Source organism: Methanoculleus caldifontis (genome assembly GCF_032842345.1).
GTDB lineage: Archaea > Halobacteriota > Methanomicrobia > Methanomicrobiales > Methanoculleaceae > Methanoculleus > Methanoculleus caldifontis.
In genome coordinates this window covers 1,109,970-1,129,824 of the sequence record NZ_WBKO01000001.1, presented here as the reverse complement: position 1 = coordinate 1,129,824, position 19,855 = coordinate 1,109,970, and the positions used below count along the sequence as shown (strand labels likewise).

Below are 19,855 nucleotides of genomic sequence, written 5' to 3'. Positions count from 1 at the left end.
CATGCTATTTTATCTGGTGAGCGACGTGAGGCATGACGCTACCATCCCGTGTCCATGAGTACCGAAAACAGCCACCATCTCTTTCATACAGAGAAGAAGAGTGATCCACCGCAAAAAGCGCAGGAGAAGATGCCATGAAGATCCAGGTGAGCAAAAACGGCCCATACATCGTGACCGGGGGCGTCCCGCTCATGGTGATGGAGATCTCCCACGACGACGAGGGCAACTGCCACGGATGGCAGAAGGTGCGGGAGTATCCTCTGCAGGAGCGGTATGCCTTATGCCGCTGTGGGCGGTCAAAGGACAGGCCCTTCTGTGACGGGACGCATGCGGCGATCCGCTTCGACGGCACCGAGACAGCCGGGGACGAGCCGTACCTCCTCGACCCGGCCGTCATCAGAGGACCGGAGCTGGAACTGACCGATTACAAAGAACTCTGCGTGCACGCACGGTTCTGCCTGCGGGCCGGTGGGATCTGGAACCTCACACAACGGTCCGATATCCCGGACGCCCGGAAGACGGCGATCGATGAAGCGTGCAACTGTCCTTCCGGCCGGCTCGTCCTCCGCGACCACAGGACCGGCGAGACGATCGAGCCCGTCCTTGAGAGATCCATCGTCGTGATCGAGAACCCGGCCAGGGGCGAACACGGGCCGCTCTGGGTCCGCGGCGGGATCCCCGTCCTGTCCGCTGACGGAAGACCCTACACTGCCAGGAACCGGGTTACGCTCTGCCGGTGCGGGAGATCCTCGAATAAGCCGTTCTGCGACGGGAGCCATATCGGAGATTGAGCAGCAGATCGGTGTAGAGGTCGGTCACCGGCAGGAAGTATACCGGAAATACCGACCCGTTCACGGAGAACTCACCACTGCATCCCGACCATCAGCATCGAGAAGAGGACCAGGTCGTAGACCGTGTGCGTGATCGCAGACGTCGTGGTGTTCGAGTACCGCCGGATGTAGGCGAAGACGAGCCCCGCAAGGAAGACCGATATGAGGCCGTCCCAGCTGTATTGGAACGCGTGGAGCGACGCGAAGAGGAGCGCCGGGAGGAGGATGCCGAACCGGGGCTGGAGCAGGCCGCGGATGCTCACCTCCTCGCCGAAACCCGCCGCGATCGAGGCCACGATGATCCCCGGCAGGGTGAGCGTTCCGGCAAAGAGCCGATTGACGGCCTCCATATCGGTGACGGGCAGGCCAAGGAACCCCACGAGCGCCGCGAGCCACTGGTCGATGAAGTGGAAGGCGAGGACGAGCGCAAATGCCGCGGCAACGGCAAGAACGACCTGCCTGACCGTCGGCCGGACGAGGCCGAGACGCTCCAGGGCCTCGCGGGGGGTGCGCCGGACGAAGGCCCCGGCGATGAGGAACGAGCCGACGAGGGTCCAGAAGAGCGTGTAGGCGTTCAGCGTGACCGTCTCCGCGAGGAGGTCGCCGGACTCGGTCAGGAGGTCGAGGAACTGCGGCGAGAGGTAAGGCGGACCCCCCGATACCAGGAGCGGCACGGGGGGGATGAGGATCATCGCCAGGATGACCACGAGCGCCGCCGTATGGAGGAGCGAGTCGGGGTCGAACGGGAGGTAGCCTGAGAGCCAGACCCTGAACCGGCGGGAGAGCCCGATGAGGCTCGCCACCCCCGCGATGAAGACGCCGAGGAGGAGGAGAGCCGTCTCGGCAACCAGGCCAAGGTCGACCGTCTCAGGGTCGAGATCACCGGCCTCGAACACCTCCGCGGGCAGGATCGCTATGAACCCGAAGCCCGCCGTGGCGGCGGCAAGCCCCCCGACGAGGACGAAGAGCCAGAGGATGGCGGCCCACCGGAACGCGGGATGCCGGTTCGCGGCAAGGTAGATGAGCATCGCAAGGATGACAAAGAGCGCTACGTCCAGTGCGGCGACAAGGAACGATCCCGCTTCACCGCCGACGAGCCCCGAGGCCGCAACGATGAATATGAGGCCAAAGAGAGCGATCAGCAGTTCGGGGGCGCGGTGATGGAGGAACTCGTCTGACATGGTATCCCTGGTGTGACTTTTGGAGACGGAATACCCATTCGCATGCGGGGACGAAGAAGGTAGCGCAGGCTCACCGCCAGCCAAGCCTCCCGACGGCAAGCCAGCCGAGAAGCCCCACGACCGCGAGGGCTCCGGCCTGCAACAGGAATATTGCCGACAGCGGCCACCGGCCGGAGAGAGCGGCGACCGCGAACGGCCCGGCCGCAAGGCCCAGGGAGTAGAAGGTGTTGTAGAGACCGTATGCTGCCCCCTGCGAGCCCCGGCCCCGGTAGAGCCCGGCGAGGATCGGCATCACCGGGATCAGGGCGCAGGAGAGCGCGACCCCCAGCACGAAGACAGCAGCGGTAGCGAGGGCGAGGGTGGGGGCCTGCATGGCGGCGGCGATCGCGAGAGCCGAGAGGAGGAGCCCGCCGCCGATGAGGTAGCGGCTCCCCCCGCGCCGGTCGTAGATCCGCCCTGCAGCGGGGTGGGCGATGATGGCGGCGAGGGCGAGCACCGCGAAGACGAGCCCGATCGTCGCCGGGGATGCCGAGAAGGCGGCGTGGAGGTGGACCGGCAGGTAGGGATCCACGACGCCGTAAGTCCCGGCGACCGCGACGACCGCGACGGCGCAGGCGGCGAGGGGGAGGAGGCTTCCCCCCGGCAGCATCTTCGCTCGCTCCTGCCTGCAGATGCGCACGGGGACGGCGAGGACCGCAAGGCCGACCGCGGCCACCAGCACCGCCGGGAGGACGAAGGTCGCGGTGTAGCCGAGGTATTCAAAGAGGAGGCCGCCGATGACCGGCCCGACGACGGTCCCGAGCCCGACCGCCGAGAGGGCGATCCCCATCCTCTCCCCGAGCCTCTCAGGCTCGCATGTCTCGGCGAGGAGGGCGAGCCCCACGGACCAGGTGGCCGCGGCCGATATCCCCTGGACCATCCGGGCGGCGATCAGGTGCTCGACCGTGGTCGAGAACCCGAAGAGCGCCGTCGCGAGAGCGAGGAGGAGCATCCCGGCGGCGATGAGCGGCCGGCGCCCCACCCGGTCGGAGAGGAGGCCCATCGGGATGGAGAAGAGAAGAAGCATCGCAGCGTAGACCCCGAATATCACTCCGATGACCGATTCGTCCACCCCGAGCCGGGGGGCGTACTCCGGAAAGACCGGGATGAGGAGGCCGTAGATCATCATATCCATGAAGATGACGAGCACGACCAGGGCGAGGACTGCGTCCGGCGATGCGGCGATACGGGATCGATCCGGGAGTCTGAGTGTCATGACGGGTTCCTGCGGCACGCGCCTTTCCTCCGCAGGTTGGCCCCGTCAGGATATATGGGTTACCGGGGGCCCCGGTAGTAGGCGAGCTCGCGGACGTAGGGGCGGAAGGCCTCGACGAGCGCCGCCGCTTCGTCGTCGGAGAGCGGCCCGCTCCGCCCGGCGGCGGCGAGCGCTTGCACCTCGGCGGGCGTCGAGCAGCCGACGATCGCGACGGAGATCTCCTGAGCGAGGGCGTAGCGGACGAGGGTCTCCGGCGTCACGCCGGCATCGGGGGTGATGTAGTTCGACCCGCCGAGGACCTTCATCCCGATGACCGCGATCCCCTGCTCCCTCGCAATGTCGAGCGTCGTATGGAGGAACCCGCCCGGTCCCCCCTCCACGGGGTTTACGGGCATCATCACGGCGTCGACCGGCCAGGTCTCGACCGCGTGGGAGAGGACGTCGGGGTCGTGGTGCCCGGTCACCCCGATGCTCCGGACGATGCCCATCTCCTTCGCCTCGACGAAGGCCGCAAGGGCGCCGCCCTCCCCCTCGATATCCCGGATATCGGCAAACGTCCGGACGTCGTGGATCTGCCAGAGGTCGAGGGTCTCGATCCCCATCCGCCGGAGCGTCTCCATGAGATCCGTCTCGGCGCCCTCGTGGCTCCGGCTCGCCGACTTGCTGGCCTGGAATACAGGCGCCCGGAGATCGGGATGGGGCACCCAGACCTCGCCGTAGTAGTCCTCGCTCCCGGCGTAGGCCTTCGCCGAGTCGAAGTAGGTGATCCCCTGGTTGAGAGCCTCGGTGATGACGGCATTCGCCTCCGCGTGCCGCCCGTACGTCCTGAGGACCCCCTCGCCGCCGAGTCCGACGCACGTAACTTCCCGTCCGGTCTTTCCGAACCGGCGCATCTCCAGTCCCGCCATGGGCCACCCTATCCGCGCCGGGTTATAAAAAGGTTCAGACGGGGAAAGGGTTATCCGCGGCGGGCCCCACCGGGGGCACATGCCGATGCCAATCGTCTGGTTCAACGTCCCGGCCGCCGATCCCGGCCGGGCGCGGGAGTTTTACGAGGAAGTCTTTGCCTGGACGGTGGAGCCGTTCCAGGGCATGGACGGCGCCTTTGAGCTTACAACAGGAGGGATCGGCGGCGAGATCTTCCCGCAGGCTTACCCCGGCGAGCCGATCACGGTCTTCGTCGGCGTCCCCTCGATCGAGGAGCACGTCGGCCGGGTGGAGCGGGCCGGAGGAACGGTGGTGGTCCCGAAGACGGCGGTGGCCGGGCGGGGCTACTTTGCTGTCTTTGAGGACACGGAGGGGAACCGGCTGGGGCTGTGGGAGGAGGGGACAGGGTGAAGGGAACTGAACCCGGCGTCCCTACAGTTCTCCCCTCACTCCACCGCCCGGATCACCGCCACGCGCCACTCCGTCCCGTGGAGCCCGGCCGTCGTCCAGACGATCTCCTTCTGCACCCGCTCCCCGCCGGCCAGGAACTCATAGGCCGCGGTGCCGTAGCGCTCGACGGCGGTCCGCCGGGCCGTAGCCAGCAGGTCCGGGTAATCCGCATACAGCGGGTCCTCGAGCGTCATCCGCCCGACCTGGGTCTGGTCCGTGTCGTAGAGCAGCCGCCCGTCTGTCTGGATGACCATCACCTGAAGCGAGGTGCCGTTCGTCAACGGGCCGGCGACGCTCCCGATCAGGACTTCCGGACGGACGACGGCTGCGGCGAACCCGGCAAACCGGCTCTCGTTCGTGAAGATAGGCGCGGCGATCACCACCGCCGGGAACCCCTCCGCGACCGTGATCATCTCGCTCATGATCGGCCGCTTCGATGCGAGGATGTGCCGGACATGGGCCTGGCCCCGGATATCCGCGCCCTCGGCCTCGTGGTAGGCCGCCGGCTCGGCGGCGACGATCCTGCCGTCTGCATCGGCGACGACGCAATCGACGATCGCAGGATCGGTTTCACTCAGGTTGAGGAGGATGGCGCGGGCGGCATCGTCGGTGAGACCCGTCTTCCCGAGGTCGGACGCCGCGTACGCCAGGCTGCCATCAAGGGTCTCGAGCGCCACGGTGATATCGGACTGCAGGCGGATCAGCGCTGCCGATGCATCGGCGCCGCTCCCGTCCGGGGGTGCTGCGGCCGCAGGCGGGTTCAGCGCCGCAAACCCGGCGACGGCGGCGACCAGCACCGCCACGGCAGCGATGATCCAGGGATATGGTAAAGATTTCATCAGACTTCCCTTTCAGGGGAGAAGGAGGGCGGGAGATTTAAGGCCTGCGAAATTGCCACAAAAACCGGACAGGCGTCCGGGAACGGCGTGCCCTCACCGGGGAGTCCGCTCCCGGAGCCTCTTCTCGTGCATCCGCCACCCCACGACCCCGGCGAGGATCACGGCCACGACCGCGACGAGGAGGCCGATCCCGAGGGTGGAGTCATGCCGGTAGACGTCCAGGAGCACATCGGCGCCGAGAGCGATGATGAGGCTGGAAGCGAGCGAGCCGGCACAGATACACCCGACGACCCGCCCGTTGCTCAGGCCGAGCAGCCGGCCGAGGATCGCTCCGTTCATCGCCCCGGTCCCCTGGAGAGGGAAGAAGACGAAGAGAGCGAGTCCGACCGTCGAGAACCGCCGAAGCCAGGGCTGACTATCGGTGTAGTTCCGGCCCGCCGTCATCCCGGCCTCGAGCAGGCGACCGACGAGCGGGATCCTCAGCGCGAGATCGAAATTCCAGACGACGAAGAGGGAGACGGCAACGTCAAGGAGGAAGATCACGAGCGTGACGAGCCACCAGGGGTAACCCATCATGACCGCGATAGGGATGATCGACTCCTTCCCGGCAGGGGGGACGAAGTAAGCGGCGAGCAGCCCGGATATGACGAGGAACTGCTGGTAGGGCTCGATCAGGTAGAGCCCCGCAAACACGCCGGTAACGACGGCGAACGGGAGGACGAACTTTATCGGGCCGGCAAGGTAAGGATTTGCGAGAAGAGTCTTCCAGCGGTCGGGTTCGGAAGTGCCGGCAGTGGGGTCAACGGTCATGGGTCGGACGTCCCGGTATATACGGTTCAGGTTTGAGGGTTCCGGAATAATACGTTGTCGGACGGGATCCGGCAGGTTCAAGTCCCCCAGAGATGAGGATAGGGGGTATGACCCCGGCTCCTGCCCCCCGGCCACCCCGCACCCTCCCTGCCGTCGAGACCGGCACGCGGGAGAGCGCGCTCTGCACCATCGCCAACGTCGGGACTGCGCTCGAGACCCTGCGCGAGGTGAGGAAGCACGTCCGTGGGGACCACAAGCGCCGCCTCGACAGCGTCGCGGTCATCCTCCGCGCGGTCGCGTTCGACGCCCAGGCCGCCTACGCGATCAGTGATGAGGAGGCCCGGGCCTTCATCCAGGAGTGCCGCTCGCGGTGACGTTCCCGACGGGCACGAAATCCACGCAGCGGTCAGGCATCCCCCTTCGCGTTCTTCGCGGCTTCGCGTGAGCTGTTCTCTCATTGCCATTCACGGAGCCGCAAAGTCCGTAACACTGCCGGTAATCATGGTTTCTCCTTCGCACCTGCCGGCGTTCACGTTCGCTCGCGGGGACTCCGGGGGCCGGGACCAATGAGTATTCCTGAAGCATGAAGGTGCGCGGCCCTGCGGGTCCCAACAGACCGGGCCGACCTGCAGAGGGTTTAACCGTTCCGGCGCTTAAACCGGGTACGATGCACGAATCGCTCCGGCAGCTCGTCCACCTCGTATTCGGCCTCGGGATCGCGGGGTTCGTCTTCCTCGCCGACCGCGATCTCGTCTTTGCCGCCCTCGCCCTCGCGCTCTTTGCGGGGTTCATCCTCTCCGACGCCGTCTCGCGGGGTTACACCATCCCCGTCGTTTCGCCGGTCATCGCAAACCTCGAGCGGCGGGATGCGGCACCGGGCAAGGGAGCGCTCTTCTTCACGCTCGGTGCCCTCTTCTCCCTCGTCTTCTTCGACAAGGAGATCGTCTTCCTCAGCCTCGTGGTCCTCTCGCTCCTCGACAGCGTCACCACCCTCGTCGGCATCCGGTTCGGCAGGACCCGGATCTACAACCACAAGAGTCTGGAGGGGACGGTTGCCGGAATTGCGGTGACGGCGGCCGCCCTTGCCCTCTTCGTCCCGCCGGCCCCCGCCCTCGTCACGGCTGCGGCCGCGGGCCTCACCGAACTGGTAAGCCCCGTCGACGACAACCTCGTCATACCGGTCGTGGCCTGCCTCGTCCTCACGGTACTGCTCTGAGGGCATTGAACCGGCGGGTTCAACTATTGTATAAAGGCCCGACCCGGATCTTCCATCATCCGAAGGTGAAGAACAATGAAACGCATCATTGCAGTCGTCATGACACTCTTCCTCATCCTCCCGGGGTTCGCGGCCGCCGCCGCCCCCTGGGGAGAGCAGGCAGGGAGTGATAACCCGGGGCCCGGTGACCAGGAACGGGTGAGAGCGGAGGAGAACAGCACCGCTGGCGACCGGGTACAGCAGCGGATCGCGGAGAACGCAACCCCCCGCGGGGAAGAGGGCGCTCCCGACCGGGACCGGGTCAGGTCCGCGGTCCATGCCCTGCTTGCCGCAGAGAATCGGATCGGCGGCATCGGTGCGGACGTCTCCGCCGTCGCCCGCGAGATCGAGAACTCCGTCCGGGCAACGACCCCGGCCGAGGAGCAGATCCGGACCCGAAACCACTTCATCCGGTTCCTCCTCGGCGGGGATAAGGAAGCCGCCCGGATGATCGGGGAAGAAGCCCGGCAGAACCTCGAACGGACCGCAGAACTCCGGCGCGCAATAGGAAACTGCACCTGTGACGATGAGGCCCGGACAATGCTCCGGGAGCAGATCAGGGCGATAGAGTGGGAGCAGAAGCGCCTCGAAACCCTCGCGGAAGAGGAACTGCAGAACAGGGGTCTTCTCAGCTGGGGATAGAGATCCCCGATACCTTTCCCTACTTTTTCTCAGAACCCTTATCGCAGAACGTCAGCCGGTCGCACTCCGGGCAGGTGGTGAAGATCCCGCACGCGGGGCAGTCCTCGCCGGTGCAGGGCTGGACCCGGACCGTGACGCTCATCCGGGGGAGCTCCCGCCGAAGGTCGGCCTCAACCTCCCTGGCGATACCGTAGGCCTCCTCGATCGTCGCGGTCCGCGGGACGACCAGGTGAAAGTCCACGAACCGGTTCGGGCCCGACCGGCGGGTCCGGAGCCGGTGGAAACTGATCGCCGCCGTGCAGTGAGCGGTGATGACCTCACGGATGCGTGCCTCCTCTTCGGGGGGGAGGCTCCGGTCGACGAGGTCCTCAAGGGACCGCCGGATGAGGTCGAAGGCCGCCCGGAGGATGATGACGGCGACCACGAGCGCGATGAGGGCGTCGAGGATGACGAGGCCCGTCAGCCGGATCAGGACGAGCCCGACGACGACCCCGGCAGAGGTGTAGACGTCCGTCCTGAGGTGCCAGGCGTCGCTCTCGAGCGCGATCGACTCGGTCGCTTTTGCCACCGTCATCAGCCGCGAGGAGACGTAGAAGTTCACGACGGCCGAGAGGAGCATGACGGCGATGCCGAGGCCGAGCGCTTCGACGTTCAGCCCTCCCTCCCCGCCGCCGAGGAGGGTTCCCGCCGCTTCGTTGATGATCAGGACGGCGGCCACGAGTATCAGGACCGCCTCCAGAAGCCCGGAGATGCTCTCGTACTTTCCGTGCCCGAACGCGTGGCACTCGTCCGGGGGCCGGGCCGACTGCCGGACAGAGAAGTACGCGACGACCGCAGCGACGAGATCGATCGCAGAATGGATGGCCTCGGAGATGATCGCGACCGAGCCGATGGAGATCCCGACCGCCAGTTTTGCCGCGACGAGGAACGTGTTCGAGACGACCGAGAGGCGTGCGGTCTTCTGTTTCAGCGCTCCATCCCGATCCGGGGCATCCCGTTCACCCGGAACGACCGATCCCATGATGAATGAGTATTCGCGCTCCGCCGGGATAGGGTTTTTGTCTCCCGGCGGAGGGAAACCGTCTCAATCGACGGTCAGGATGATGAGTGAATCGGTCCCCTCGCGCCCGGGCGAGACCCCCTCGGTCAGGACCACCCGCTCTCCGGGCCGGATCAGTTCCGAGTCGCGGATCGAGTCGAGGATCGCCCCGTGCCAGTACTCCTTCTCGCTCCGGATCAGGAACGGGCAGACCCCGTAGGAAAACGCCAGGAACTTGAGGGTGCCCGGGTTCCGGGTGAAAGCCAGGATCCAGGCTTCGGGCTTGAACCGGGAGATGTTCCGGGGCGTGTTGCCCGAACGGGTCGGGGTCAGGACGAACCGGATACCGAGCGCGTCCAGCGCCTCGATGACATTCAAGGAGACGACGTCGTTGATGGTGATCTTCTCCCGGCCCCGCCCCACCCGGAAGTAGTCGAGCAGGTTGCACCCCGTCCCGACGCTCGTGCGCTTCATCTCCGTCGAGCGGGCGATCTTCGCCATCATCGCGACCGTCTCGACCGGGTACTTCCCGATAGAGGTTTCCTCGGAGAGCATGACGGCATCCGTCCCGTCGAGGATGGCGTTTGCGACGTCGGTCACCTCCGCACGGGTGGGCCGGATGTTGTCGGTCATCGACATCAGCATCTGGGTCGCGGTGATCACGGGGCGACCGAGGATATTTGCCTTCTGGATGATCTGCTTCTGCGCCGAGGGAACTTCCTCGATGGGGATCTGGACGCCGAGGTCGCCCCGCGCGATCATGACCCCGTCGGTCTCCCTGAGGATCTCGTCGAGGTGTAAGAGTGCCTCCTGCCGCTCGATCTTTGCGATCACCCGGATGGACTTCCCGGACCGGGCTGCATACTCGCGGGCCTTCCGGATATCCTCCGCCCGCTCGATGAAGGATATGCTGAAGGTGTCGAGTCCCTCGGCAAGCCCGAACTCGATGCATTCCAGATCCCGGTCGGTCAGAGCGCTGACGGCGAGGATCCCTCCGCCGCCCACGAGGCTCAGCCCCTTGCGCGAGAGAAGAGGACCACCGACGACCACCTGCGCCCGGACCTCGTGCTCGGCGACCTCATCGACCCGGAGCTGGATGAACCCGTCGCTGAGAAAGATGATGCTCCCCGGCGAGACGAGCTGCGGAAGCTGCTCGAAGTCGACCGGGATCAGGGCAGGGTCGTCCGTCGCCGGGGCGGAGACCAGCGTGACGGTCTCGTCCTTCTGGAGCATCATGGGTTCCTGTGCGAGGGTGCCGATCCGGATCTTCGGGCCCGGCAGGTCGAGCAGGATCGTGACCGGGAGCCCGGCATCCTCTGCGGCGGTCCGGATGCTCCGTATGTTCTCCCGGTGCTCGTCGAACGTACCGTGAGATAGGTTGAGCCGGGCGACGTTCATGCCTGCGAGGATCATCCTGGCAAGCACCTCCCGGGAGCGGGATGCCGGCCCGATGGTACAGACAATCTTCGTTTTCTGGCCGGGCAGGGTCATCCGTTTCCTTCTTGCCTGCTCCGAGATCTGCTGCAGCACCTCTTCGAGCATCATAGGTACTTCTCGGGTACCGGCACCGGATTAACCTTCGCCCGGAGGGAGAAGGCCGCGAGAGAGAAAAGGTATGCGGGGTTTATCGGTCGATCGAAGGAGCCGCACACCCGGTGTCACTCCGCGACGCGCTCCCGGCAACGCCCGGTGATCCCCGGCTCCCCCACCGGGGTCACCGCGAGCGCCCGCCCGCTCTCGGCGCTGTACTCCCCGATACGGTGGCGGACATGGTCGAGCATCCCCCCGGTGGTGATGATGAGTGAGTTCTCCCCGATCAGCGCCTTCAGGATGCACTTGTCGATGACCCCGTAGGTGTAGTCGAGGAGGATCCGCTCCCGGTTGGCGAACTCCTTCGCGCGAGTGCCCATCGCACCGACATGATCGACCCGTCCCTCCTCGGCGAGCTGCCGGATCGCATCGCCGCCGGTCCGGTCGGCGTCGCAGAGGTAGATCGTCCCGGTCTCGTCCCGGGCCGGGACATGGCCGTGCAACGTCCGCTCGATCCGGTCGGTGAACTCGAGCACGCTCTTTGGCGGGACCCCGCGGGCGACGATGCCCCGGAGATCGAGCTCGTTGTAGAGGTCGAGGAGGGCGGGGGGTTTCAGGCGCGCGGCCGCGAGGAGGCCGTGGTCCGAGAAGACCTCTTCGGGCGGCCCCCGGGCGAGGACACTTCCTCGCTCCATCAGGATGATCGAGTCGGCCCACCGGTAGGCGAGCTCGACGTCGTGCGTGGATATGAGCACCGTCCGGCCGCCTGAGGCGAGCTCGTCGAGGAGTTCCATCACCTCCTCGGAGCTTGCGGGGTCGAGGGTGTTCGTCGGCTCGTCGAAGACGAGGACCGCAGGCTCCATCGCGAGGATCCCCGCGATGGCGACCCGCTTCTTCTCGCCGCCGGAGAGATGGTGGGGCGGCCGCTTCTCGTAGCCGTGAAGCCCCACGTAGCCGAGCGCGTCCCGGACCGCCCGGCGGACGGCGTCGGGAGGAAGGCCGAGGTTCACCGGTCCGAAAGCCACGTCCGCCTCGACGGTCGGAGCGATGATCTGGACGTCGGGGTTCTGGAAGACGAACCCGACCCGGCGGCGGAGGTCCCGGAGGCTCCGGGTATCGTAGGCGAGCGGGCGGCCGTCGAAGCGGACTGTACCCGAGGCGGGCCGGAGCATGCCGTTGAGCATCAGGAGAAGCGTCGACTTCCCGGCACCGTTCGGGCCGACGAGGGCGGTCTTCGAGCCCGCGGCGATCCGGACGCTCACTCCGGCAAGGGCGGCGGGACCGTTCGGGTAGGCATAGGTGACGTTGTCGATCTCAAGGAGTGGTGTCGTCATGCGAGTGCAATACCTCCGGTGGAGAGTGAGACGCCGAGGACGGCGGCAAGGTAGAGAAAGGCCGTTGCGAGCGCGGAGAGCGAGACCGGCCGGGCTTCGCCGGGGATGCCGAGCCTGCCGTCGTAGCAGCGGGCGTCCATCGCGAGAACCAGGGATTCGCCGCTCTCCCAGGTCCGGAGGAAGAGCGCCCCGGCAAGCATCCCGAAAGATTGGACGGACTCGCGGAACCGCGAATAGCCGAGGCGCATCACCTGCGAGCGGTAGATCTGGCCGGCCTCCTCGATGAAGATGAAGATGAACCGGTAGGTGAGCATGGCAAGGTCGATGAAGACGGCGGGCACCCGGAGCTTGCGGAGGATATCAAAGACTTCGGCCATCGGCGTCGTGAGCGCGATGAAGTAGAGCGAGCACATCCCCCCGAAGACCCGGGCGAGGAGAAGGGCGGCGAGGCTCGCGCCGCCGGCGGTTATCGTGAGGGGGAGGCCGGGGACCTCGAAGAGCACCGCACCGCCGGGGGTGATAAAGAGGATCACGGCGATGCTCATCGCGGCGAACGAGACCGGGACGAGGAGGAGGCGGGCGTAGAAACGCGCCGGGATCCCGGCAAGGAGAAGGATCGCCGCGCTCATCGCGGCCGCGACCAGCAGGGGGGCGGCAGGGCCGGAGGACGAGACGCAGAGGAGGATGCTCGCGAGCCCGAGGAAAAGTTTGAGGCCCGGGCTCGTCTCCCGGAGGCCATTTACCTGGGCAAAGTCATCGAGCATCGTGTGCACTGCAGTCCCGTCCTCTCATCTGGTTTGCCGGATCACCACAAAAATCAGGCGGTTTTCCTGCTGCCCTGCCAGTAGCCGAGGACGTAACCGATGACTACCGCGCCGATGGCGGCCTGCAGGGCAAAGAGAAGGGACTCGACCTCGCCGCTCGGGGGCTCCCAGAATGGTTCCGCCCAGGGCTCGTAGCCCGAGGCCTCGATGAGGTCTGCGGCCGCGCCGTCCGCCCCGCCCCAGGCCTCCTCCCCGGAGGCGCGGATCGCGGCGTCCTGCAGGAGGAAGACTGCGGCAAAGACGACGATGATCAGGACGACCGCGATCTCGAGACCGTACTTCATGCTGCGGCCTCCCGGAGTTTCCGGACGGTGCTCTCGGAGAGGAGGTTTAAGCGGGTGAGGATCTCGGGTTTGAGCTGGACGATATACTTGAAGACCAGCGCGATGACCGCTCCTTCGACGATGGCAAGGGGGACCTGGGTGACGGCGAAGATCCCGGCAAAGGCTACGAATGCCTCGACAAACCCGCCGCTACCGGGGAAGGCGAGGGCGAGCTGAACCGAGGTGACGACGTAGGTGGTGAGATCGGCGAGTGCCGCGGCGACGAAGACCGTCGCGTAGGTGTTCGCGCCCGCCCGGGTCCCGGCCTTGTAGATGAGGTAGGCGACGGCGGGGCCCGCGATCCCCATCGAGAAGACGTTCGCCCCGAGGGTGGTGATCCCGCCGTGCGCGAGGAAGACCGCCTGGAAGACGAGGACGATCAGGCCGAGGACCGCGGCGATGCAGGGGCCGAAGAGGATGGCCCCGAGCCCCGTCCCCGTGGGGTGCGAGCAACTCCCGTTGAACGAGGGGAGTTTGAGCGAGGAGAGGACGAAGACGAACGCGCCTGCGACTGCAAGGAGCGGCAGGGTCTCCCGCTTCTCCCGCACGAGATTATTGAGCTGGTACAGTCCGACGATGATGAATGGCAGGGAGACGAGGAACCAGATCTCCCACCAGGGGCCGGGTAAGAATCCTTCCATGATATGCACGATGATCACCTGGCCGCCGTCCCGGCGGCAAATCCAAATTAATTTGTTTTAGGGAAAGTTATTCTGACATATGCTGGTTATCCCCGGTCATATTTATCTTCTGCGGTATTCAACACTGTAGGAAGGTTATGCGCCCGATCCCACGAATCGTCGTCGCCGGAACCCAGAGCGGCTGCGGCAAGACAACACTCGCAAGCGGCCTGATGGCGGCGCTCGCCGCTCGCGGGCTCGCCGTCCAGCCCTTCAAGGTAGGCCCGGACTTCATCGATCCCACGCACCACTCGGCCATATGCGGCCGGACGTCGCGCAACCTCGACCCCTTCATGATGGGTGAGGCGGGGGTGCGGGAGACCTTCCAGCGGGCATGCAGAGGGGCCGACATCGCCGTCGTCGAAGGGGTGATGGGGCTCTACGACGGCCTCGACGGCACCGATATGGCGAGCACCGCCCACGTCGCGAAGATCCTCGATGCTCCGGCCCTTCTCGCCGTAGATGCAAAGGGCGCGTCGCGGAGCGTCCATGCGACGGTCCGGGGGTACGCCGGGTTCGACCCGGAGGTCCGGGTCGCCGGGGTCGTCTTCAACCGGATCGGAAGCCCCCGCCACCGGGCGTTGATCGAGGCCACGCAGAGCCTCCCGGTCTACGGGTGGATTCCCCGGCGAAGCGATCTCGCGGTCGCGAGCCGGCACCTGGGGCTCGCGATGGCCGCCGAGACCGACGCGCTCGCACAGTTCGGGCCGGTGGTGGAAGAGGTCTGCAACGTCTCCGGGATCCTGGACCTCGCGCGGTCCGCCCCGCCCCTCCCGGCGGCGCCGGAAGTCCCGGATCGCCGGGAGGTCGGGATCCGGATCGGCGTCGCCGATGACGCGGCGTTCTGCTTCTACTATCCCGACAACCTCGACCGGCTCAGGCGGGCCGGGGCGGACCTGATCTCCTTCTCCCCGGCATCCGACCGGCTCCCGGACGTGGATGCCCTCTACCTCGGCGGGGGCTACCCGGAACTCCATGCGGCAGCGCTCGCGGCCTCCCGGTGCCGGGAGGACATCCGGTGGGCGGTCGACGACGGCATGCCGGTCTATGCCGAGTGCGGCGGGCTCGTCTACCTCGCGGAGAAACTCGCCACCGGCGATGGCGACTTTCCGATGGCCGGGGTCCTCCCGGCAGACGCCGCAATGACGAACCGTATCCAGGGCCTCGGCTACGTGGAGGCCCGGGTAGTCGGCGGTGGACCGGCCCTCGCGCCCGGCTCCCTTGTCCGGGGCCACGAGTTCCACTATTCAAGACTCGACTGCGCCCCGGACGCCCGGTTCGCCCTGGAACTTCTCAGGGGTCGCGGGATCGACGGCGGCAGGGACGGGCTCGTGGTCCAGAATACGATAGGGCAGTACACCCACGCTTATTTCACGGAAGGATTTGCTGAAGGGCTCGTAAGGGCAGCCACAGCATACCGGCGGTCGTAGGGGGTTTGACGCCCCCCATGACCTGCCAGCATGAAAAAGGGATCAGGATGTGTTAACAGTGACGATGATCTCTCCGGCGAACCCTGATGTCTGTGACGTGTAGGTGTAGTTGCCCGTTGCGGTGAAGGGGTAGGTGAACGAGTCACCGGGCGCGAGCAGGCCGGAGTCAAAGAAGCCCATAGTCCCGGTCGCCGTGACGGTCTGGTTTGTGCTGGCATCGTTGGTCCAGCCCACCGTGGTCCCGGAAGGAACGGTGACCGAACTCGGCGAGAATCCGCCGTCCGTGATGGAGATGAGCTCGTCAGCGACCACGGCTGCCGGTGGTCCCGGCGGGGTCTCCGTTACGCCCGCGGGCGTGGCCGCAGGTGTCTCATTCCCAACCGGCGTCGTCATCGGCGTCTCTACCGGTGTTTCAATCGGTGTCTCAACCGGTGTCTCAACCGGTGTCGTCATCGGCGTCTCGGCCTGCCCCGGTGTAGTGAATACCGGGGTCTCGGCCGCCAGTGTCGGTGTAGGGGTTGCGCCGGGAGTCCCCGTCTCGTTGCCCGCAGGCTGCACACACCCCGCGATCATGAGGCTTGCGACCACCATGAGCGCAAGGATACCAAACATTCTCTTCATGCGGTGGACGATGCTTCTTGGCGTAAATAAAGTTTACCCCGGACCAGAAAATGGAAATTTAGGGTTTAAATCGGCCCGGGACCGGCTACGCCGGGCATCCAGATGATCACCTGATTCTTGCAGCCTTCTTAACCAGATAGCCTTCCCCGAGCAGAGCTTCAGCGCTGTAGCCAGCGGTATGCCGGAATAACCGGCCCCCACCCACACCGCCGGTTCCGGGAGGACCGTCCGGGATCGGGCTCATAACAGGGCGGAGAACTCGCTCAGGAACACCGCGATGGGTCCGGCGGATGGGGTGCCGCACACGTATGGCAAACTGCCGGTGCGGCGACGCCCGGCAATGCCGGAGGAAAGAAGTCCAGGCACGTGGCTGCACGGGTCCGGGAGGTAGCCCGGAAGATCGCACTGCAAACGATCGCCTTCAGGCGCAAAAAAAGGGTTGAGCGGATTACTTCCGCATCATGAAGAAGTATCCGGCCGCTGCGATGATGACGACGACCGCAAAGATAGCAAGGATCGTCGTCATGGGCAGCCCTTCAGCGGGCTGCTCTGCCGCCGGAGGCGTCGTGGGCTGCGTCGTCGGCGAGACCGTGGTCGGCGTCTCGGTCGGGGTGACCGGCGTCGTCACTGTCTCGGTGAAGAGCGCGTAGACGCTGAAGTGCGTAACCGTTGCTTTCACGGTCTTCGTCTCCGGAGAGACAGTTGCTTCGATCTCTTCCCAGAGACCGGTCTCCTGGTTGTACCACATCAGCTTCAGCTGGGTGTCGGTGAGGTCGAGCGTCTCCCAGACGTCGTCGGGGATGTTCAACGTCAGGGTGATGCCCGGGTTGAACGTGGCGCCGGAAGGACCGGCCTCGTAGGCGTAGCCGGCAAACCGGAAGACCGAGCCAGACGGGATCCCCGGCACCTCGTCCTCAGCGAGGGGGCTGAAGGCGATGCTGGTGAGCGGCTTGCCGTTGGCATCGAGCGCCTTCACGCCGACCGGGACGAACAGGTTTCCGACCTGGTCGTTGGCGTTAACGATGATGGACCGGATGACGGTGCCCGAGCTGCTGACCGAGAGCGTGCCTGCGTCGGTGTAGGAGGTCGTGCGGCTGCTGCTGCTGCCACCGCCGCCGCCACCGCCGCCGCCGCTGGGGCTCAGGGCAAAGTGGACCGCAACGGTCTGGTTGGCAACGACAGTCACCTGCGAGGAGGCGGGGTTATATCCGCCCAGCGACACCGCAACGGTGTGGGTCCCGACCGGGACGCCGGTCAGAACCCCGTTCGTCACAACACCGGTAGCTGTTCCGTCAAGGTAAATTACCGCACCCGTGGGGGCGGACGTGACGGCGATGCTCCCCGTCTCTGCAACAGGGGTAAGAGCGAAGTGAGCCGTAGCGGTCTGACCGGCGGCGACCGTCACCTGCGAGGAGGCAGGGTTATAGCCGGCCAGCGTCACCGTGACGTTGTGGGTCCCGACCGGAACACCGGGGAGCGTTCCGTTCGTCACGACGCCCGTGTCCGCTCCGTCGAGGTAGATCGTCGCACCCGTGGGGACGGACGTGACGGCAATGCTCCCGACCGGGGTGATCTGGAGCGTGTGCTGGCCATAGGCCTGCATCGTTCCGCTCGCGCTCAGCCCGACCATGTAGACCCGGTAGGTGCCGGCATCCAGTCCCGCTGTCGAGATCGTGGCCTGGTTGGTGTTCGCCACGACATACTTCCCGCTGCTCGGGCTGACGTAGATGTCGCCGATGAGTTTCTGGGTCGCGGGGATGCCGTTGTAGGTGAGGTTCACCTGGAGAGAGTTCGCACCGAGCGTCGCCGCGTCGATCACCGCGGTGCCGTTGTAGGCGACGTTGCGGAGCAGGACCACGCCGAGGCGCTCACAGGGCGACGTGAACTGCGCGGTAATGCTTCCTCCCTGCACCACGCTCGTGGCGGAGATCGAGCCCAGTTCTGCACTCCCGAGAACCATGATCGGCATCGCGCCGATAATACCCATCCGGTCGCCGTCCATAGCGATCGCGGCAAGCGCATAGTCGCCGGAAGCGGGCACGATCGCGTCAAGACCCTGGGTGCTCAGCCGGTAGCCGGCACCGTCCAGGTCCACCTGGTTGGCCGGGTGGCGGAGGGTCGCGGAGATGTTGCCCGCGTTGGTGATGGGAGTCCCGGACTGTGCATCCATCGAGATCGTGCCGTCGTCGGCCACTGTGATCTTCGTCCAGCCGCCATCGATGAAGATGTAGGCTGTCCTCTTGATGAGCTCGGTGTAGTTGACCGAGTGCATGCCGCCCCGCCCGCCATGGATCAGGTCGGCGATGTAGGACTCGTTCGCCTCCGCGAGCACGAGGGTGGCCTTGTGAGCATGGGGGACCTGCACCAGGAAGTCGAGGTCCACGCCGGGATCAAGAACCCAGACGTTGCCGTAGGTCTCGCTTCCTGAGAGAGTCCGGTTTGCGTTCGCATCGACAGTCACGTAGGTGTCGGGAGTGACCTGGCCGACACCGGTAACGGTCCTCACCAGCGAGTCGAGGGTGGGGAGGGTCACGGTGCACCCGTAGAGGGTGATGGAACTTACCGCGGTCCTGCTGATATCCTTCACCGCAGTGTAGGTCGTGTCGATGCCGGAGACCTCGCCCATCCTGGTCGAGTTCACCCAGACCATGTAGTCATAGTAGAGGTGGAACCCGCGGCTGCCGAAGTTGCCCGCACGGTCATAGGCACGGAACGCGAGGTCGCGGTTTCCGTCGAGGATCGTCGTCGTGGTGGTCCCGGAGAGGCTGCCGCTGGTCCAGAGTTCCTGGCCGGTTGCGACGTCCACGAGGGCGACACGGTCAAAGTTCGGGTCGGCGGAGACGTCCCAGGTCAGCGTAAGAGTCTCGCCGGCCTCAATGTAACCGTCACCGTCGCTGTCGGTGATGGTGAAGGAGTTGATCACCGGTGCGGTGGTGTCGAGCGTGAAGGTCCAGTTCAGGTACCGCTCATCGCCGAAGTTGTCGGTGCCGCTGGCGTTCACCCAGTAGTCGCCGTCGGGAAGAGCGGGAGGCACGGTGCCCCTGGCGTAGTCAGTAGTGGTGTCGACGACCAGCGGGATCGGGCCGTAGGTCGCGGAGCCGAGGATCATACCGACGGACGTCTTGTCCATCTGGGACATGAAGGCCTGTGCCTGGGCCGGGACGGCGTTGATGTAGCCGGTCGGTGCGGGCTGCGAGAACCCGACGTTGACGACGTTGATGACCTGCGATCTGGGCGCCGCGGCGTTGCCCGCGGCATCGGTCGCGGTGACCGTCAGGGTGACCCCGTCCTCAATCGGCCAGGTGACCTGTTCGCTGAAGGTGTAACCGGGAGCCGACCCGCTGAGCGTGAGGGCGAAGGGCACCGTGTGGGTCGCGTTCGCCAGGGTGGCCTGAGCGGTTCCCATCCCACCGACGTCGGTGATAGTGCCGGCGATGTTGAACGTGGATGAGACGGTCACGGGCGTGGTGAGCGTGATCGCCGGGGGCACTTCATCCTTGGTGGTGAAGGTGCCGTTCATGACGGTCGTTGATGAGATGAGATCGTCACCGTTGGTGTCGTCCAGCGTTATCAGAACGACCCCGACCGGGGTAGACGAACCGTCGTTCTTCACGGCCTCGAAGGTAACATTCGCAACCCAGAACGGAGCGGTGTTCGAGTAGCCGGTTCCGGTCGCCCCTGCGAAGATCATCCCGCTTGAGCGCCCGGGCGGAAGTTGGAACGTAGCGTCCGCACTGACTTCGGTTGCCGTCACAACCGATTCGTCGAAGTAGACTGCAAATGTAAATGAACCCGCTTTCGGGTTAAAGTCGTTGTTAAACCAGACAGATGCATTTGCCGTCTCGCCCTGTCGAACCCCTGTATTATCCGTCACGGACACAGTGC

Annotated in this window: 19 protein-coding genes; 6 read left to right on the top strand and 13 right to left on the bottom strand. The window is 65.8% G+C overall.

The genetic code is table 11. From position 1 onward, the window contains the following. Positions 1–134 precede the first annotated feature (134 nt). Complete coding sequence (locus F8E02_RS05790) at positions 135–791, top strand: CDGSH iron-sulfur domain-containing protein (protein WP_317064535.1); 657 nt, start codon at positions 135–137, stop codon at positions 789–791. 71 nt (positions 792–862) lie between these two features. Here F8E02_RS05790 and F8E02_RS05785 read toward each other — a convergent pair whose 3' ends face one another. From F8E02_RS05785 to F8E02_RS05775, 3 genes are all read right to left on the bottom strand, one after another. Continuing rightward, complete coding sequence (locus tag F8E02_RS05785; protein ID WP_317064534.1) at positions 863–2,011, bottom strand: CPBP family intramembrane glutamic endopeptidase; 1,149 nt, start codon at positions 2,009–2,011, stop codon at positions 863–865. A 70-nt stretch (positions 2,012–2,081) separates the two neighbouring features. After that, on the bottom strand, positions 2,082–3,266 hold the full coding sequence (locus tag F8E02_RS05780; RefSeq protein WP_317064533.1) for an MFS transporter: 1,185 nt from the start codon (positions 3,264–3,266) through the stop codon (positions 2,082–2,084). Between the two features lie 59 nt (positions 3,267–3,325). After that, positions 3,326–4,174 carry an aldo/keto reductase gene (locus F8E02_RS05775; RefSeq protein WP_317064532.1) on the bottom strand — a complete coding sequence of 283 codons (849 nt, stop codon included), beginning with the start codon at positions 4,172–4,174 and terminating at the stop codon, positions 3,326–3,328. A gap of 79 nt (positions 4,175–4,253) precedes the next feature. On the opposite strand from F8E02_RS05775, the gene F8E02_RS05770 reads away from it, so the two are divergent. Continuing rightward, positions 4,254–4,604 (top strand): VOC family protein, encoded by a 351-nt coding sequence (locus tag F8E02_RS05770; protein WP_317064531.1) that lies wholly within the window; start codon positions 4,254–4,256, stop codon positions 4,602–4,604. 35 nt (positions 4,605–4,639) lie between these two features. Here F8E02_RS05770 and F8E02_RS05765 read toward each other — a convergent pair whose 3' ends face one another. Continuing rightward, positions 4,640–5,482 (bottom strand): cache domain-containing protein, encoded by an 843-nt coding sequence (locus tag F8E02_RS05765; RefSeq protein WP_317064530.1) that lies wholly within the window; start codon positions 5,480–5,482, stop codon positions 4,640–4,642. A gap of 93 nt (positions 5,483–5,575) precedes the next feature. Next, the gene (locus F8E02_RS05760; RefSeq protein WP_317064529.1) at positions 5,576–6,292 is read right to left on the bottom strand and encodes a small multi-drug export protein; all 717 of its coding nucleotides are present in this window, start codon (positions 6,290–6,292) and stop codon (positions 5,576–5,578) included. A gap of 107 nt (positions 6,293–6,399) precedes the next feature. On the opposite strand from F8E02_RS05760, the gene F8E02_RS05755 reads away from it, so the two are divergent. The 3 genes from F8E02_RS05755 to F8E02_RS05745 all read left to right on the top strand — a co-directional run bounded on the left by F8E02_RS05755 (position 6,400) and on the right by F8E02_RS05745 (position 8,189). Next, entirely contained in the window at positions 6,400–6,666 is a 267-nt protein-coding gene (locus F8E02_RS05755) for a hypothetical protein (protein ID WP_317064528.1), read from the top strand. Positions 6,667–6,959: 293 nt separating this feature from the next. Next, positions 6,960–7,508: a diacylglycerol/polyprenol kinase family protein gene (locus tag F8E02_RS05750; protein ID WP_317064527.1), complete on the top strand. Its 549-nt coding sequence runs from the start codon at positions 6,960–6,962 to the stop codon at positions 7,506–7,508. 75 nt (positions 7,509–7,583) lie between these two features. Beyond that, on the top strand, positions 7,584–8,189 hold the full coding sequence (locus F8E02_RS05745) for a hypothetical protein (protein WP_317064526.1): 606 nt from the start codon (positions 7,584–7,586) through the stop codon (positions 8,187–8,189). A gap of 19 nt (positions 8,190–8,208) precedes the next feature. Here F8E02_RS05745 and F8E02_RS05740 read toward each other — a convergent pair whose 3' ends face one another. The 6 genes from F8E02_RS05740 to F8E02_RS05715 form a co-directional block, all read right to left on the bottom strand. Further along, complete coding sequence (locus F8E02_RS05740; RefSeq protein ID WP_317064525.1) at positions 8,209–9,210, bottom strand: cation diffusion facilitator family transporter; 1,002 nt, start codon at positions 9,208–9,210, stop codon at positions 8,209–8,211. A 63-nt stretch (positions 9,211–9,273) separates the two neighbouring features. Continuing rightward, complete coding sequence (gene pyk / locus F8E02_RS05735; protein ID WP_317064524.1) at positions 9,274–10,773, bottom strand: pyruvate kinase; 1,500 nt, start codon at positions 10,771–10,773, stop codon at positions 9,274–9,276. Positions 10,774–10,886: 113 nt separating this feature from the next. After that, complete coding sequence (locus F8E02_RS05730; RefSeq protein ID WP_317064523.1) at positions 10,887–12,092, bottom strand: energy-coupling factor ABC transporter ATP-binding protein; 1,206 nt, start codon at positions 12,090–12,092, stop codon at positions 10,887–10,889. Then, a complete protein-coding gene (cbiQ, locus tag F8E02_RS05725) occupies positions 12,089–12,856 on the bottom strand; it encodes a cobalt ECF transporter T component CbiQ (RefSeq protein ID WP_317064522.1) in 768 nt (255 codons plus the stop codon). The genes F8E02_RS05730 and cbiQ overlap by 4 nt, the downstream gene beginning before the upstream one ends. A gap of 53 nt (positions 12,857–12,909) precedes the next feature. Beyond that, a complete protein-coding gene (locus tag F8E02_RS05720) occupies positions 12,910–13,200 on the bottom strand; it encodes an energy-coupling factor ABC transporter substrate-binding protein (protein ID WP_317064521.1) in 291 nt (96 codons plus the stop codon). Beyond that, positions 13,197–13,889 carry an energy-coupling factor ABC transporter permease gene (locus tag F8E02_RS05715; RefSeq protein WP_317065157.1) on the bottom strand — a complete coding sequence of 231 codons (693 nt, stop codon included), beginning with the start codon at positions 13,887–13,889 and terminating at the stop codon, positions 13,197–13,199. Before F8E02_RS05715 ends, F8E02_RS05720 begins: the two co-directional genes overlap by 4 nt. Before the next feature lie 128 nt (positions 13,890–14,017). On the opposite strand from F8E02_RS05715, the gene F8E02_RS05710 reads away from it, so the two are divergent. Then, positions 14,018–15,349 carry a cobyrinate a,c-diamide synthase gene (locus tag F8E02_RS05710; RefSeq protein WP_317064520.1) on the top strand — a complete coding sequence of 444 codons (1,332 nt, stop codon included), beginning with the start codon at positions 14,018–14,020 and terminating at the stop codon, positions 15,347–15,349. A gap of 42 nt (positions 15,350–15,391) precedes the next feature. Here the strand turns inward: F8E02_RS05710 and F8E02_RS05705 are convergent, their stop codons facing one another. Together F8E02_RS05705 and F8E02_RS05700 are read right to left on the bottom strand one after the other, a co-directional pair. After that, the gene (locus F8E02_RS05705; RefSeq protein ID WP_317064519.1) at positions 15,392–15,970 is read right to left on the bottom strand and encodes a cupredoxin domain-containing protein; all 579 of its coding nucleotides are present in this window, start codon (positions 15,968–15,970) and stop codon (positions 15,392–15,394) included. A gap of 448 nt (positions 15,971–16,418) precedes the next feature. Continuing rightward, positions 16,419–19,661 carry a PEGA domain-containing protein gene (locus F8E02_RS05700; protein ID WP_317064518.1) on the bottom strand — a complete coding sequence of 1,081 codons (3,243 nt, stop codon included), beginning with the start codon at positions 19,659–19,661 and terminating at the stop codon, positions 16,419–16,421. Between the last annotated feature and the right edge of the window lie 194 nt (positions 19,662–19,855).